Raw genomic sequence first — 15,384 nt, forward strand, 5'->3', positions numbered from 1 at the left:
AGGGCGCGGCGCGCAATAATCGCCGCGAATTGGCATATCGGCCTCTACAGCGCCGCGCGTCCTGTGGGACGCGCAAAGGACGCTGCAGCACTTTGATTTGGCGCATGATCCTTTCCGAAGATCGTTCCTATCTTCGGGGTCGTGCGCGAAGGCCGAAATGCGTGGCGAACTGGACGTTTCAGCCGGATACCGCCATATGAAGGGCAAATGCATTTGGCCCCAGAGCGCAAGCCGGTTTCGCCAAGCCGGCGTGCGTCACGCGAAAAACGAAAAAGCCATGACCGAACGCAGCCAGATCGCCACGTCGTTCCTGCCCTTGCCGGGTTCGGCGCCGGTCGAATGGCGCATCGAGCCCGGCCTGACCGGCTACACCGATGCGCTGGCCCTGATGGAAGCGCGCGCCGAGGCGATCCGCACGGGTGCGGCCGCCGAGATGGTCTGGCTGGTCGAGCATCCGCCGCTTTACACCGCCGGCACCAGCGCCCGCATCGAGGACTTGATCGACCCCGACCGTTTCCCGGTCTTTGCCGCGGGGCGAGGCGGCGAATACACCTATCACGGGCCGGGGCAGCGGGTTGCCTATGTCATGCTTGACCTGAAGCGCCGGCGCGAGGATGTGCGCGCCTTCGTCGCCGCGCTCGAGCAGTGGATCATCGGCACGCTTGCCGCCTTCAATGTGCGCGGCGAACGCCGCGAGGACCGCGTCGGAGTCTGGGTGGTGCGGCCCGAGCGCCCGTCCCTGCCCGACGGCTCGCCGGCTGAAGACAAGATCGCGGCCATCGGCATCCGGCTGCGGCGCTGGGTGAGCTTTCATGGCATTGCCGTCAATGTCGAGCCGGATCTCAGCCATTTCAGCGGCATCGTGCCATGCGGCGTGCCGGATCACGGCGTCACCAGCCTCGTCGACCTCGGCCTGCCCGTGACCATGGGCGATTTCGACCTGGCGCTGAAATCCGCCTTCGAGGATGTTTTCGGGGCAGCGGAGTCAACTTCTGCAGAACCGGCTCGCAAGGCCGGCTGAGTCTCGCCTCGACCAACGCTCAAAGCAACCGCGCCGAGGCCCACAACAGCCCGAAACCGTGAATGGCGAAGACGGCCAGCAGCGCGCCGGCCATGGCGAAACGGTCGAAGATGCGGATCGGCTTCAATTCGTGGCGCGGTTTTACCCCGCGACCCACTGTCATCAGGCTGAGGATGGCAAAGACGGCGCCCGCCACCAGCAGAAAGCTTTGGGAAAAGCCGGCCAGCCAGCCAAGCCATAGCAAGGCCGAGAGCAGGGAAAACGAGGCGAGCGCCAGGGCGGCCGGCCCCGGGCAGATCTGGCGCAGCACCTGACCGCCGTCGAATTTCCACACCGGCACCAGATTGGCGATGTTGAACAGCGCGGCAAAGCCGGCAAGCGTCGCCAGAAGGGCCGCGGCGAGCCGATGTCCCTCGCCGGATGCGAGCCCGCTGGCGACGATCAGCAGCGGTACCAGGAACGCGGAAAAACCAGCGCCCATCAGCGCCACGAAGGCGACCTCGAAGCGGCTGTCATAAGGCCGGCCGCCAATGGCGATGCCGCCGAGCAGCGGGATAAAGATCATCCGCGCCTTGCGATGACCGGTTAGCCGAAAGGCCGCCATGTGGCCGAGCTCATGCAGGGCAACCACCGAGGTCAGGATCGCGGCCAGCGCCAGGCCGCCGAGATTGAGCCCGAAGAACGGCCAAAGGATGAAAGCCGACAGAACGGCGAAACCGACCTGGCTCAGCGGATGCTCGAACCAGCCGCCCTTGCGATACTGTCCGGTCCTCGCCCAGATCTCCAGCTTGCCGAGCTCGCGGCGCATGGCGAAGTAGCGGAACACCAGGAAGGCGACGCCGCGATAGCGATCGGTCTGACTGAGCGTCACCCGCGTGCCGGCACCTTCCGAGGTGAGTTCGGTGGTCTCATAAAAATCCTTCCAGAACGACGCGTCGAGCGCGGTATCCTCGATGACCCGCATCGAAAAACGACTGCCTTCGACGACGTCCTCGAAGCGCGACCTTCGCTCGATCGGCTGGCCGCCCCGGCCCTCCCAGGACAGCAGGATGCGGGCCGTGCCCTGCCCGTCCAGCGGCTGGGCCGAGAGTATCTCGCCGGACCAGCCGGCATCGCTGCCGAGCGGCCACAGCGCCTGCCAGAGGCGCTGCCGGTCCACCGCAACCACGCGGCTCAGCCGCACCGTGCGCAAACCGAGCGGCGCGGTCATCAGAAGGAAAATCAGTCCGAGATTACCGGCCACGAGAAGGGCCGTCACGATCGGCGACACCTGAGGTTTTTGCTCCCTGTCTTGGCGGGGCAGCCTAGCGTCATGGCGGCAAGAAAGGCTTAACGGCACAGCGCCTTCCTGCCCGCCTAAAACAGTGCGGCGAACCGCAGTTGCATCACATGGCGCCGATCCAGACAGCCATGGAAACCAGAAACGCACTCATGCACACCAACGAAACGACGTCCTGAACAAGATCGCTCATAACTCTCTCCTGTTGTTGATATGTTCGTATTTTGTTCTAACTTTGTTCGAAAGTCAATGAGCGGAAAGCGGCATGCCGACGAATCCTGACAGCCGGTTTGGGCAGGGTTAAGGAAAGGTTGACGGGTGACGGCAGTGCTGACGCAGGGCGCATCGCATGCCTTTGCGATCGGGACACGCACCAATCACTTCGTGATCCTAGGGCGGAGCAAGGAGCGCAGCGACGCGGCGCAGACCCTAGGATGAGGAAGTTGGGGCCTACAACGGAACGACCTTGCCATCCGCCAACGTCACCCGGCGGTCCATGCGCGAGGCGAGTTCGTGATTGTGGGTGGCGATCAGCGCGGCAAGGCCGGACTGCTTGACCAGCGCGCCAAGCGCCTCGAAGACATAGGACGCGGTGACCGGGTCGAGATTGCCGGTCGGCTCGTCGGCCAAAAGCAGCAAGGGCGCATTGGCGACGGCACGGGCGATGGCGACGCGCTGCTGTTCGCCGCCGGACAGCTCCGACGGCCGGTGCGAAGCGCGCTTGCCGATCTGCATATAGTCGAGCAGCTGTGCTGCGCGCTCCGACGACTCCTTGCGCGAAAGCCCTTTGATCAGCTGCGGCATCATGATGTTTTCGAGCGCCGAAAACTCCGGCAGCAGATGATGGAACTGATAGACGAAGCCGACATCGTTGCGGCGGATTGCCGTGCGTTCGTCGTCGGAGAGCCGTCCGCAGGCGCGGCCGGCCAGAATGACGTCACCGGCATCGGGGCGCTCGAGCAGGCCCGCCGTGTGCAGCAGCGTCGACTTGCCGGTGCCCGACGGGGCCACCAGCGCCACCATCTCGCCGCGCTTCAGCGAAAAGTCGGCGCCGTTCAAAATGGTGAGCTTGCGCGGCCCCTGGACATAGTGCCGCTCGACGCTCTTCAGCTCGATAATGATCTCGGACTTCATTCGTATCTCAAGGCCTCGACCGGATCGAGCCGTGCGGCGCGCCATGCCGGAAACACGGTTGCCAGGAAGGACAGGCCGAGCGCCATCAGGATGACGTAGGTGGTCTCGCGCGGGTCCATCTTTGCCGGCAGCTGGCTGAGGAAATAGAGCTCCGGATTGAACAGCACCTTGCCGGTCATCCAGGAGAAGAACTGGCGGATGGATTCGATGTTCGTGCAGATGAGAACCCCGAGCAGCACGCCGGCGAGCGTGCCGGTGACGCCGATCGCAGCACCCGTCATCAGGAAGATGCGCAGGATGGCGCCGCGCGAGGCGCCCATTGTGCGCAGGATGGCGATATCGTGGCCCTTGTCCTTCACCAGCATGATCAGGCCGGAGATGATGTTGAGCGCCGCCACCAGCACGATCAGCGTCAGGATCATGAACATGACGTTGCGCTCGACCTGCAGTGCTGAAAAGAACGTCTCGTTGCGCTGGCGCCAGTCGACCATGTCGATCGGCCGTTGCGCCGCCGCATCGACCAGCGGTTTCAGCGCGTCGACATTATCGGGATTGTCGACATAGATCTCGATCGTCTGCGCCCTGCCGTCCATGTTGAAATAGAGCTGCGCTTCGGAAAACGGCATGTAGACGATGGAGCTGTCATACTCCGACATGCCGACCTCGAAGATCGCCGCCACCTTGTAGCCCTTCAGCCGCGGCGTCGTGCCCATGGGCGTCACATCGCCGTCCGGCGAGATCAGCGTGATGGTGTCGCCGAGCACAAGGCCGAGATTCTCCGCCATGCGCTTGCCGATAGCGACGCCCTCGCCGGAGTCGAAGCCGTCAAGCGTGCCTTGCTTGACGTTCTGGGCGACGATGGCGATCTTGCCGAGGTCTTCGGCCCTGATACCGCGCACCAGCGCGCCCATGCCGCCGCCGACATTGCCTTGCGCCAGCACCTGGCCGTCGATCAGCGGTATCGCGTATTTGACGCCGGCCACGCCGTTGATGCGGGCGGCGACCTGCGCATAGTCCTCAAGCGGCGAATCCAGCGGCTGCACGATCAGATGGCCGTTGACGCCGAGGATGCGGGTCAGAAGTTCGGCTCGAAACCCGTTCATGACAGCCATGACGACGATCAGCGTGGCGACGCCCAGCATGATGCCGAGGAAGGAGATCGAGGCGATGACCGAGATCACCGTCTCCTTGCGGCGCGACCGCAAATAACGCCAGGCGACCATGCGTTCGAACATGGAGAACGGGCCGGCGACCGGAGACTTGGCGACCGGAGACTTGCCAACCGGAGACTGGGCTACCGAAGACTTCGCTGCCGCGGCTTCGCTCATGCGGTTGCACCGAAGCGTTTCCTGGCCTCCGCGACCGGCAGCGTCTCGCGCTCGCCGGTCCGGCGGTTCTTGATCTCGATCTCGCCGGCGGCCACGCCGCGCGGCCCGACGATCACCTGCCAGGGCAGGCCGATCAGGTCCGCGGTGGCGAACTTGCCGCCCGGCCGCTGGTCGGTGTCGTCGTAAAGCACATCCTTGCCGGCGCTGGTGAAGGCGGCGTAGAGCTCGCCGCAGACGCGGTCGCACTCGGCGTCGCCGGCCTTCATGTTGATCAGGCCGATGTCGAACGGCGTCACCGCTTCCGGCCAGATGATGCCGTTATCGTCATGGCTGGCCTCGATGATCGCCGCCACCAGCCGCGACGGACCGATACCGTAGGAGCCGCCGGAAACGAAATGATCCTTGCCGTCGGGCCCGGTCACCTTGGCGCCCATGGGCTTGGAATATTTGTCGCCGAAATGGAAGATGTGGCCGACCTCGATACCGCGTGCCGAGACCCGGTCGGCTTCGCCAAGCTTGTCCCAGGCCGCCTCGTCATGCATCTCGTCGGTGGCGGCGTAAGGCGTCGTCCACGTCTTGACGATGTCGGCGATCTCGCCGTCATTGCCGAAGTCGGTTTTCTCGCCGGGCACCTGCAGCGACAGATATTCGCGGTCGCAATAGACCTGGCTCTCGCCGGTGTCGGCCAGGATGATGAATTCATGGCTGAGATCGCCGCCGATCGGCCCGGTGTCGGCCCGCATCGGAATGGCCTGCAGCCCCATGCGCGTGAACGTCCTGAGATAGGATACGAACATGCGGTTGTAGGCGGCCTTCGCGCCCTCGAAATCGAGGTCGAAGGAATAGGCGTCCTTCATCAGAAATTCGCGCGAGCGCATGACGCCGAAGCGCGGCCGCACCTCGTCGCGGAACTTCCACTGGATGTGGTAGAGGTTGAGCGGCAAATCCTTGTAGGACTTGACGTAGGCGCGCACGATCTCGGTGACCACTTCCTCATTGGTCGGACCGTAGAGCATGTCGCGGTCCTGCCGGTCCTTGATGCGCAGCATCTCCTTGCCGTAATCGTCATAGCGGCCGCTTTCGCGCCACAGTTCGGCCGACTGGATGGTCGGCATCAGGATTTCCAGAGCGCCGGCGCGGTTCTGCTCCTCGCGGATGATGCGGCAGACCTTGTCCAGCACGAGCTTGCCCAGCGGCAGCCAGGAAAAGCTGCCCTGCCCCTGCTGGCGGATCATGCCGGCACGCAGCATCAGCCGGTGCGAGACGATCTCGGCCTCGCGCGGATTTTCTTTCAGGATGGGCAGGAAAAACTGCGACAAACGCATGGACAGGTCCGTGAGAGAGGAGGCTGCGCCGGAATCGGCGCGGCTGGCTTGCTTGCCCCGGCTTCATAGCTATTTCGTGACGGAATGGAAACCCGACCGGCCGCATCGGTCCGAAATCGCAAAAATCGATTCTTCTTCCAAAGACCTTCGCACCGAAAACGATAATGCTTCTGACGCAAAGTGATCGCTTGACTGCAAAGTCCTCACACACGCTTTGCGCGCCCGGGCGACGCGGCACACCTGACCCAATTAATGCGGCAGCCCCGGTGTTGTTCGTTTCGCAAGCAAAGCCTGCCGCACTATTGTGCACTGCAGCACAGATTGCCCGATTGCGGGCAAAATTCTGCGTGACAATTTCATCAGGGTTAGGCTAGTGTGCCCCGATAACCGAGAGGGTGGAGAAAAATCTGCTCTCCTACGCGGTCAAAGTCTTGGGAGGATGCGATCTAGGCGCGGTTACCCGCTGCCGCCGGAAACCGGAAAACAGATCGGAACGCGTTTAAATTGCAAGGCCTTGTGCCTTGCATTTTTTTTGCCCGATCATCTGGTTAGATCAACCTGTTCCCAAATCACGTGAGCTTGCGTCAGCCTGACACCAAGGCGTGATTCTAATGCGGGTGGGCCATGCCTGACCGCCGATTGCGCGTCGCAGGCTGGTGAGACAAAACCTGAGTTTGGCGCTCCGAAACAGGCACAAACATCCCAGCCGATCTGTCAGCGGGAAAGTGTTAGTTAGCCGGTGTCTGGCTGGCTTCGGGGATGATGTGGGGGACTTCGTCGAGGCTGTAACCCAGCCCGTGCGTCAGGCTGTAGAAAACCCCCATGACGACAGCCGTGACGATGGTGGTGCGGATCACGGCGCGCAGCATATGCGGTCCGCGCGGCGCGCTCGCAACAGTGCCCAGCGTCACGTCCTGATCGTCATCCTGCGTCTTGACGCTGAACGGCAGCACGATGAACAGCATCAGCCACCAGGTGATGAAGAACAGCGCGGCAAACGAAATCCAGCTCATGCCTGCTCCAGTTCGACCAGCGTGCCGAAGAAATCCTTGGGATGCAGGAACAGCACCGGCTTGCCGTGAGCGCCGGTTTTGGGATTGCCGTCGCCCAGCACGCGGGCGCCGCTTGCTTTGAGGTGATCGCGCGCGGCAAGGATGTCGTCGACTTCGTAGCAGACATGATGCATGCCACCCGAGGGGTTCTTCGCCAGAAAGGCCGCGATCGGCGACCGTTCGCCCAGCGGCTCCAGGAGTTCGATCTTGGTGTTGCCGACATCGACGAACACCACCGTCACGCCATGCTCGGGCAAAGCCTGCGGCGCAGTCACCCGCGCGCCAAGTGTATCGCGATAGGCCGCAATCGCCGCGGCCAGGTCCGGTACGGCAAGTGCTACATGGTTCAGGCGTCCCAGCATGAAGTGCTCCACAAGTTAAGGGAGTAGGGAATAGGCAGCAGGCAGTAGTGATACATCTGCATTTTTCTCCACTGCCTACCGCCTACTGCCTATTCCCTCACCTCGTCACAAACACCGTCACCAGCGGCTTCTTGCCCCAGGCCTCGTTGGCGGCGCCGCGCACGGCGCGGCGCACCGCTTCCTGCACCAGATCGAGGTCCTTGCGGCGCTGGCGAGGGATCGAGTCGACCGCGCCGACGGCCGCGTCGAGCATCAGATCTTCCATGTTTTCGCCACGGGCATCGGCCTCGGCGACGCCGATGGCGACCAGATCGGGATCGCCGGCGAGCTCATATTTGTCGTCGAGCACGACATTGACCGCGACATGGCCGGCGAAGGATAGCTTGCGCCGGTCGCGTATGCCCATCGCCTGGTCGGTGCCGATCAGCCTGCCGTCCTTGTAGATGCGGCCGAACGGCACCTGGTCGATGATCGTGGCCGGACCCGGCGCCAGCCGCAGCATGTCGCCGTCGCGCACCTGCGCCACCTGGCCGATGCCGGAGGTCGACATCAGCGACCCCTGCGCCACCAGATGCGCGGCTTCGCCATGCACGGGAACGCCGATCTGCGGCCGCACCCACTCATACATCCTGCGCAATTCGCTGCGGCGGGGATGGCCGGAGACATGCACAAGCGCGTCGCCATCCTCGATGATCTTGATGCCGAGGTCGATGAGGCGGTTCTTGATCTCGAGGATCGCCTTCTCGTTGCCGGGAATGGTGCGTGAGGAAAACACCACCGTGTCGCCGGCCGTCAGCGACACCGATTTCATCTCGTCGCGCGACAGTTTTGCCAGCGCTGCCAGCGCCTCGCCCTGGCTGCCGGTGCAGATGATGACCAGGTTCTCGCGCGGGATGAAGCCGAAATCCTCTTCGGCGATGAACTCCGGCAGCCCGTCCATGTAGCCGAGCTCGCCGGCGACATCGATGACCCGCCTCAGCGAGCGGCCGAGCACCAGGCACTGGCGGCCGGCATCGCGCGCCGCCTTGGCGATCGAAACGATGCGTCCGACATTGGAGGAGAAGGTGGTGACGGCGACACGGCCGACGGCGCTCTGGATGACGCCCCTGAGGCCTTCGCCCACCGCCACTTCCGACGGCGATTCGCCTTCGCGCAGCGCATTGGTCGAATCGCAGACCAGCGCCAGCACACCCTTGTCGCCATAGGCGCGAAACCGCGCCTCGTCGGTTTTCGGACCGATCGTCGGTTCCGGATCGATCTTCCAGTCGCCGGTATGGATGACGGTGCCGGCCGGGGACGTAATCGCCAATGACATCGGCTCGGGGATCGAGTGCGCCACCGGAATGGCCTCGATCGAGAACGGGCCGACGGTGAATGTTTCGCCTGCCCGGTAGATCGTCACCGGAATTTTCTTCGGCGCGCCCTGCTCGCCCTGGCGCTTGGCGTCCAGCAGGCCGGCGCTGAACGGTGTCATCCACACCGGCGCCTTCAGCTTCGGCCAGATGTCGAGCAGCGCCCCGTAATGGTCTTCGTGCGCGTGGGTGATGATGATGCCGCGCAGGCCGGCGAGGTTCTCCTCGATGAAGCGCGTATCGGGCAGGATCAGGTCGACGCCCGGATGCGCCGCGTCGGGAAAGGTCACGCCGACATCGACGACGATCCACTCGCGCGCGCTAGGCGGCCCATAGCCGTAAAGGGCGAAGTTCATGCCGATCTCGCCGACGCCGCCGAGCGGCACGAAGACGAGTTCGGCGTTTTGCGCTTTCGCCATCAATTTTCCCTTCCCGGCCCTTGCGGCCAGCCCTAAATCTTTGCCGACGCGACGGCGCCGAAATGCACGTCGCCGGCGGCTACCGTCACGACCGACCCCTCATCATCGCGGATCACGAAACGGCAGTCCGCGTCAATGGTCTCGAAGGTACCGCGCACCACATTCCCGTCAATCCTGACAGCAACCTCGCCGCCAAGCCCCGCCGCGCGCGCCAGCCAGCGACGCCGGATGGCGTCGAGCCCGCGTCCGTCATCCCACAGCCGGGCATTGTCGGTCCAGGCATCGGACAGCGCCAAAAACAGCGTTTCGGCGTCGCATGTCGCGCCCAGCGCCTGAAGCGATGTCGCCGGATACGGCAAATCCGGCGGATGCGCCACCACATTGACGCCGATGCCCACCGCCACCGCGAAACGGCCGCCATCGAGAATGGCCGATTCCAGCAGGATGCCGGCCAATTTGGCGCCGGAGGCAAGCACATCGTTCGGCCATTTCAGCTCGAAGCGGTTCTGCCCTTGGCTGGCGCCGTCGAGGCCGATGGCGATCCTGCCCTTCGGCACCACGGCGTCAAGCGCATCGGCCAGCGACAGGCCGGCGACGAAGCCCAGCGTCGCCGCCAGACGCAACTCACCGCCGGTGATGACCAGCAATGTCGCCGCCAGATTGCCCTCGGGCGATACCCAGGCCCTGCCGCGGCGGCCACGGCCGCTTTCCTGCTTCTTGGAAACGACCCACAATTTGCCGGGATCGCCTGCCCTTGCATGGTCCAGCGCCAGCGTGTTGGTGGAACCCACGCTGTCATGCGCCTCGAGCCGGAACCCTTCCGTCTCAGAGGTTGGAGCCAGCCGAAATGCCATCCGGTCAGAAAAATGTCTTGGCGGCGGCTTCGGCGTAGGTCGCGATCGGACCGCCGATCAGCACATAGAACAGCACGAAAGCGCCGGAGACACCAAGCACGAGGCGCAGCTCAACCGCCATCGGCACGAAGCCACCGGCCGGTTCGTCGAACCACATGATCTTGATGATACGCAGATAGTAGAAAGCGCCCACGACGGAGGCCAGCACGCCGATGATCGCCAGCGCATAGAGGTTGGCGTTGATGGCGGCGAGGAACACGTACCATTTCCCCCAGAAGCCGGCGAGCGGCGGGATGCCGGCCAGCGAGAACATCAAGATGGTCAGGATCGTCGCCATGATCGGATTGGTCGACGACAGACCGGCGAGATCGCTGATCTGCTCGACATTGCCTTCCTTGCGCCGCATGGCGAGGATGAAGGCGAAGGTGCCGAGCGTCATGACGAGATAGATCAGCATGTAGATGGCGACGCCGCGCACGCCGGCCTGGCTGTTGGCGGCAAGGCCGACCAGTGCGTAGCCCATATGGCCGATCGAGGAGTAGGCCATCAGCCGCTTGATGTTGGTCTGGCCGATTGCGGCAAAGGAGCCGAGCGCCATCGAGGCGATCGAGATGAAGACGATGATCTGCTGCCAGTCGGAAGCGATCGGCTTGAAGGCGCCCATGGTGACGCGCACGATCAGCGCCATTGCCGCCATTTTGGGGGCAGCCGCCAGGAAGGCGGTGACCGGCGTCGGCGCGCCCTCGTAGACATCAGGCGTCCACATGTGGAACGGCACCGCCGAAATCTTGAAGGCAAGGCCGGCCAAAACGAAGACCAGGCCGACGACGAGACCCAACTGGCGCTCGCCCCTGCCGAGCGCCGAGGCGATTTCCTGGAAGCCGACATTGCCGGTGTAGCCGTAAATGAGGCTGATGCCGTAAAGCAGCATGCCCGACGACAGCGCGCCAAGCACAAAATACTTCAAACCGGCCTCGGTCGAACGCAGATTGTCGCGATTGATCGCCGCCAGCACGTAAATCGCCAGCGACTGCAGCTCGAGGCCGAGATAGAGCCCGATCATGCCGTTGGCCGAGATCATCAGCATCATGCCGAGCGTGCAGAGCAGGATCAGCACCGGGTATTCGAACTTGTCGAAATGCTCCTGCCTGGCGAAGCGCATCGACATCACCAGCGTCACCGCCGAACCGATCAGCGACAGCACCTTCATGAAGCGGGAGAACGGATCCTGGATGAAGGCGTTGCCATAGGCTGCGCCCTGCCCCGTGGGAAAGATCAGCCATAGGCCTGCGATCACCAGCACGGCGACGGCAAGGCCGGTCACCAGAATGGCCTTGTTGGCGCGCGAATAGGCGCCGACCATCAACAGCGCCAGCGCGCCGATGGCGAGGATCAGCTCCGGCGTCGAGAGCGAAAGGCTGGAATAAAGGTCCGGCGTCATGGTTCGCAAAACCTCTGGTCAGTTCGCCGCCGCGGTCTGCGCGGCGCCGATGGATGCGGTGACATTGGTGACGAGCGCCTTGACCGACTGGGCCGTGGCATCGAAGACGGGAGCGGGATAGACGCCGAAGAAGATGACCAGCACGACCAGCGGGTAGATGATCGCCTTCTCGCGCGTCGACAGATCGAGCAGGCCCTTCAGGCTTTCCTTGGTCAGCGCGCCGAAGATCACCCGGCGGTAGAGCCAGAGTGCGTAGGCGGCCGACAGGATGACGCCGGTGGCGGCGAAGAACGCCACCCAGGTGTTGACCCGGAACACGCCGAGCATGGTCAGGAACTCGCCAACGAAACCTGACGTGCCCGGCAAGCCGACATTGGCCATGGTGAAGATCAGGAACACCGTGGCGTATTTCGGCATGTTGTTGACCAAGCCACCATAAGCGTCGATCTCGCGCGTGTGCATGCGGTCGTAAATGACGCCGACGCACAGGAACAGCGCGCCCGAGACGAGGCCGTGGCTCAGCATCTGGAAGATCGCGCCCTGCACGCCTTCCTGGTTCATGGCGAAGATGCCCATGGTGACGAAGCCCATATGGGCGACGGAGGAATAGGCGATCAGCTTCTTCATGTCCTCCTGCATCAGCGCCACCAGCGAGGTGTAGATGATGGCGACGACCGACAGCGTAAACACCAGCGGCGCGAACATTTCCGAGGCCAGCGGGAACATCGGCAGGGAAAAGCGCAGGAAGCCGTACCCGCCCATTTTCAACAGGATGCCGGCCAGGATCACCGAGCCCGCCGTCGGCGCTTCGACGTGGGCGTCGGGCAGCCAGGTGTGCACCGGCCACATCGGCATCTTCACCGCGAAGGAGGCGAAGAAGGCCAGAAATAGCCATGTCTGCATGTGGGCCGGGAAGTTGTGGGTCAGCAGCGTCGGGATGTCGGTGGTGCCCGCCTGGAAGAACATCGCCATGATGGCGAGCAGCATCAGCACCGAGCCGGCCAGCGTGTAGAGGAAGAACTTGAACGAGGCATAGACGCGGCGCTTGCCGCCCCAGACGCCGATGATGATGAACATCGGGATCAGGCCGGCCTCGAAGAAGACGTAGAACAGCACGATGTCGAGCGCGCAGAACACGCCGATCATCAGCGTTTCCAAGAGCAGGAAGGCGATCATGTAGGCCTTGACCCGCTTGTCGATCGCTTCCCACGACGCCAGGATGCAGAGCGGCATCAGGAACGTCGTCAGGATGACGAACAGCATCGAAATGCCGTCGACGCCCATATGGTAGGAGATGCCGGAATCCAACCAGGCAAACTTCTCGACGAACTGGAAGCCGGCTTGCGAATTGTCGAAGCCGGTCCAGATGAACAGCGAGATGATGAAGGTGGCCGCTGTCGTCGTGAACGCGATGGCGCGGATGTTGCGACGCGCATTCGGGCTGTCATCCCTGATGAACAGGATCATCAGCACACCTACGAGCGGCAGGAAGGTGACCAGCGAGAGGATTGGCCAGGCGGTCATCAGAGCATCATCCAGGTGACGAGTGCGGCCACGCCGATCAGCATGGCGAAGGCATAGTGATAGAGATAGCCGGTCTGCAGCTTGACGACGCGGTCGGTGACGTCGACGACGCGCGCCGAAATGCCGTCAGGACCGAGCCCGTCGATGATGGTGCCGTCGCCGGTCTTCCACAAGAACCTGCCCAGCGCCTTTGCCGGCCGCACGAACAGGACGTCGTAGAGCTCGTCGAAGTACCATTTGTTGAGCAGGAAGGCATAGAGCAGCCGATGGTTGGCGGCGACACTCAGGGGCAGTTCCGGCGAGCGGATGTAGAACTTCCAGGCGACTGCAAAGCCGATGACCATGGCGACGAACGGTGCCAGCTCGACCCACAGCGGCAATTCGTGGATATCGTGCAGGATGTGGTTGTCCGGCAGCGTGAACAGCGAGGCCTTCCAGAATTCGGTATAGCCTTCGCCGATGAAGGCACCATGGAAGATAACGCCGGCAAACAGCGCGCCCGCGGCCAGGATGAACAGCGGCACCAGCATCACCGGCGGCGATTCATGGACATGGTGCATGACGTCGTGGCTCGCCCGCGGCTCGCCGTGGAAGGTCATGAAGATCAGCCGCCAGGAGTAGAAGGAGGTGAAGCAGGCGGCGATGACCAGCAGGACAAAAGCGAGGCCGGCGACCGAATTGTGGCCGGCAAAGGCAGCCTCGATGATGGCATCCTTGGAGAAGAAGCCGGCGGTGCCGATGACGGTCACCGGAATGCCGACACCGGTCAGCGCCAGCGTGCCGATCACCATCATCCAGTAGGTCTTCGGAATGAGCTTCCGCAGGCCACCCATCTTGCGCATGTCCTGCTCGTCGGAGACGGCATGGATGACCGAGCCGGAGCCCAGGAACAGCAGCGCCTTGAAGAAGGCATGCGTGAACAAATGGAAGATCGCCGCGCCATAGGCGCCGACGCCGAGCGCGACGAACATGTAGCCGAGCTGCGAGCAGGTCGAATAGGCGATGACGCGCTTGATGTCGTTCTGAACCAGGCCGACGGTCGCCGCGAAGAAGGCGGTGAAGGCGCCGATGAAGGTCACCACCGTGAGCGCCGAATGCGACAGTTCGAAGAGCGGCGACAGCCGCGCCAGCATGAACACGCCGGCCGTCACCATGGTGGCGGCATGGATCAGCGCGGAAACCGGCGTCGGGCCTTCCATCGCGTCCGGCAGCCAGGTGTGCAGCGGCACCTGCGCCGACTTGCCCATGGCGCCCATGAACAGCAGCAGGCAGACGATGGTCATGGCCGCCTGCTTGTCCAGCGCATAGCCGAGGAAGGTCAGCACGGCGGCCCCTTGCGGCGCGCCTTCAGCCGGAATGAACGTCGCGGCATTGGCGAAGATGGTGCCGAGATTGACCGAGCCGAACAAAACGAAGACGCCGAAAATGCCGAGCGCGAAGCCGAAATCGCCGACGCGGTTGACGACGAAGGCCTTGATGGCAGCGGCATTGGCCGACGGCTTCTTGTACCAGAAGCCGATCAGCAAATAGGACGCGAGACCCACCCCTTCCCAGCCGAAGAACATCTGCACCAGATTGTCCGCCGTCACCAGCATCAGCATGGCGAAGGTGAACAGCGACAGATAGGCGAAGAAGCGCGGCCGGTTCGGATCGTGGTGCATGTAGCCGATCGAATAGATGTGGACCAGCGCCGACACCGTGTTGACCACCACCAGCATGACCACCGTCAGCGTATCGATCCTGAGCGCCCAGGACGCGTCCAAGCCGCCGGATTGGATCCAGCGCAGTACCGGCACGGTGAACACCTCGCCTTCGCCGAAGCCGACGTAGAAGAAGGCGACCCAGGACAGCACGGCCGAGATCACCAGGAAGCCCGAGGTGATATATTCCGATGCCTTGGCGCCGAGCGCATTGCCGAACAGGCCGACGATCAGGAAGCCGAGCAGCGGAAGGAAGACGATCGCTTGATACATGTTAGCCCCGTCAACCCTTCATCTGGTTCACGTCTTCGACCGCGATCGAGCCGCGGTTGCGGAAGAAGACGACGAGAATGGCAAGACCGATGGCCGCTTCGGCGGCCGCGACCGTCAGCACGAACAGGGCAAACACCTGGCCGACGAGATCGCCCAATGCCGCCGAGAAGGCGACGAAATTGATGTTGACCGCCAAAAGGATCAGCTCGATCGACATCAGGATGACGATGATGTTCCTGCGGTTCAGGAAGATGCCGAACACGCCGAGCGTGAACAGGATCGCCGATACGGTCAGGTAATGTGCGATGCCGACGACCATC

At 63.3% G+C, this 15,384-nt stretch carries 13 protein-coding genes; 1 reads left to right on the forward strand and 12 read right to left on the reverse strand.

Going from position 1 to position 15,384, the window contains the following annotated elements:
• Positions 1–277: 277 nt before the first annotated feature.
• Positions 278–1,021: a lipoyl(octanoyl) transferase LipB gene (gene lipB, locus NKL06_RS29765; protein WP_023670798.1), complete on the forward strand. Its 744-nt coding sequence runs from the start codon at positions 278–280 to the stop codon at positions 1,019–1,021.
• Positions 1,022–1,040: 19 nt separating this feature from the next.
• Here lipB and NKL06_RS29770 read toward each other — a convergent pair whose 3' ends face one another.
• From NKL06_RS29770 to nuoK, 12 genes are all read right to left on the reverse strand, one after another.
• Positions 1,041–2,291 (reverse strand): peptidase M50, encoded by a 1,251-nt coding sequence (locus NKL06_RS29770; RefSeq protein WP_023690967.1) that lies wholly within the window; start codon positions 2,289–2,291, stop codon positions 1,041–1,043.
• Positions 2,292–2,750: 459 nt separating this feature from the next.
• Entirely contained in the window at positions 2,751–3,434 is a 684-nt protein-coding gene (locus tag NKL06_RS29775) for an ABC transporter ATP-binding protein (RefSeq protein WP_023690966.1), read from the reverse strand.
• Entirely contained in the window at positions 3,431–4,762 is a 1,332-nt protein-coding gene (locus tag NKL06_RS29780) for a lipoprotein-releasing ABC transporter permease subunit (RefSeq protein WP_023690965.1), read from the reverse strand. The genes NKL06_RS29775 and NKL06_RS29780 overlap by 4 nt, the downstream gene beginning before the upstream one ends.
• A complete protein-coding gene (proS, locus tag NKL06_RS29785) occupies positions 4,759–6,087 on the reverse strand; it encodes a proline--tRNA ligase (RefSeq protein ID WP_023690964.1) in 1,329 nt (442 codons plus the stop codon). The genes NKL06_RS29780 and proS overlap by 4 nt, the downstream gene beginning before the upstream one ends.
• A 728-nt stretch (positions 6,088–6,815) precedes the next feature.
• Entirely contained in the window at positions 6,816–7,100 is a 285-nt protein-coding gene (locus tag NKL06_RS29790; RefSeq protein ID WP_023690962.1) for a DUF1467 family protein, read from the reverse strand.
• A complete protein-coding gene (mce, locus tag NKL06_RS29795; protein ID WP_023690961.1) occupies positions 7,097–7,501 on the reverse strand; it encodes a methylmalonyl-CoA epimerase in 405 nt (134 codons plus the stop codon). Before mce ends, NKL06_RS29790 begins: the two co-directional genes overlap by 4 nt.
• A gap of 97 nt (positions 7,502–7,598) precedes the next feature.
• Positions 7,599–9,272 (reverse strand): ribonuclease J, encoded by a 1,674-nt coding sequence (locus NKL06_RS29800; RefSeq protein ID WP_023670805.1) that lies wholly within the window; start codon positions 9,270–9,272, stop codon positions 7,599–7,601.
• A 32-nt stretch (positions 9,273–9,304) separates the two neighbouring features.
• A complete protein-coding gene (locus tag NKL06_RS29805) occupies positions 9,305–10,126 on the reverse strand; it encodes a biotin--[acetyl-CoA-carboxylase] ligase (RefSeq protein WP_023670806.1) in 822 nt (273 codons plus the stop codon).
• A 4-nt stretch (positions 10,127–10,130) separates the two neighbouring features.
• Positions 10,131–11,567 (reverse strand): NADH-quinone oxidoreductase subunit NuoN, encoded by a 1,437-nt coding sequence (nuoN, locus tag NKL06_RS29810; protein ID WP_023690960.1) that lies wholly within the window; start codon positions 11,565–11,567, stop codon positions 10,131–10,133.
• 18 nt (positions 11,568–11,585) lie between these two features.
• A complete protein-coding gene (locus tag NKL06_RS29815) occupies positions 11,586–13,091 on the reverse strand; it encodes an NADH-quinone oxidoreductase subunit M (RefSeq protein WP_023690959.1) in 1,506 nt (501 codons plus the stop codon).
• Positions 13,091–15,064: an NADH-quinone oxidoreductase subunit L gene (gene nuoL, locus NKL06_RS29820; protein WP_023690958.1), complete on the reverse strand. Its 1,974-nt coding sequence runs from the start codon at positions 15,062–15,064 to the stop codon at positions 13,091–13,093. Before nuoL ends, NKL06_RS29815 begins: the two co-directional genes overlap by 1 nt.
• 10 nt (positions 15,065–15,074) lie before the next feature.
• Positions 15,075–15,383, reverse strand: coding sequence for an NADH-quinone oxidoreductase subunit NuoK (gene nuoK, locus NKL06_RS29825; RefSeq protein WP_023670810.1), 309 nt, complete (start codon positions 15,381–15,383; stop codon positions 15,075–15,077).
• Position 15,384 lies beyond the last annotated feature (1 nt).

Origin of the sequence: Mesorhizobium sp. C268A, assembly GCF_040324475.1 — a bacterium.
Taxonomy (GTDB): Bacteria; Pseudomonadota; Alphaproteobacteria; order Rhizobiales; family Rhizobiaceae; genus Mesorhizobium.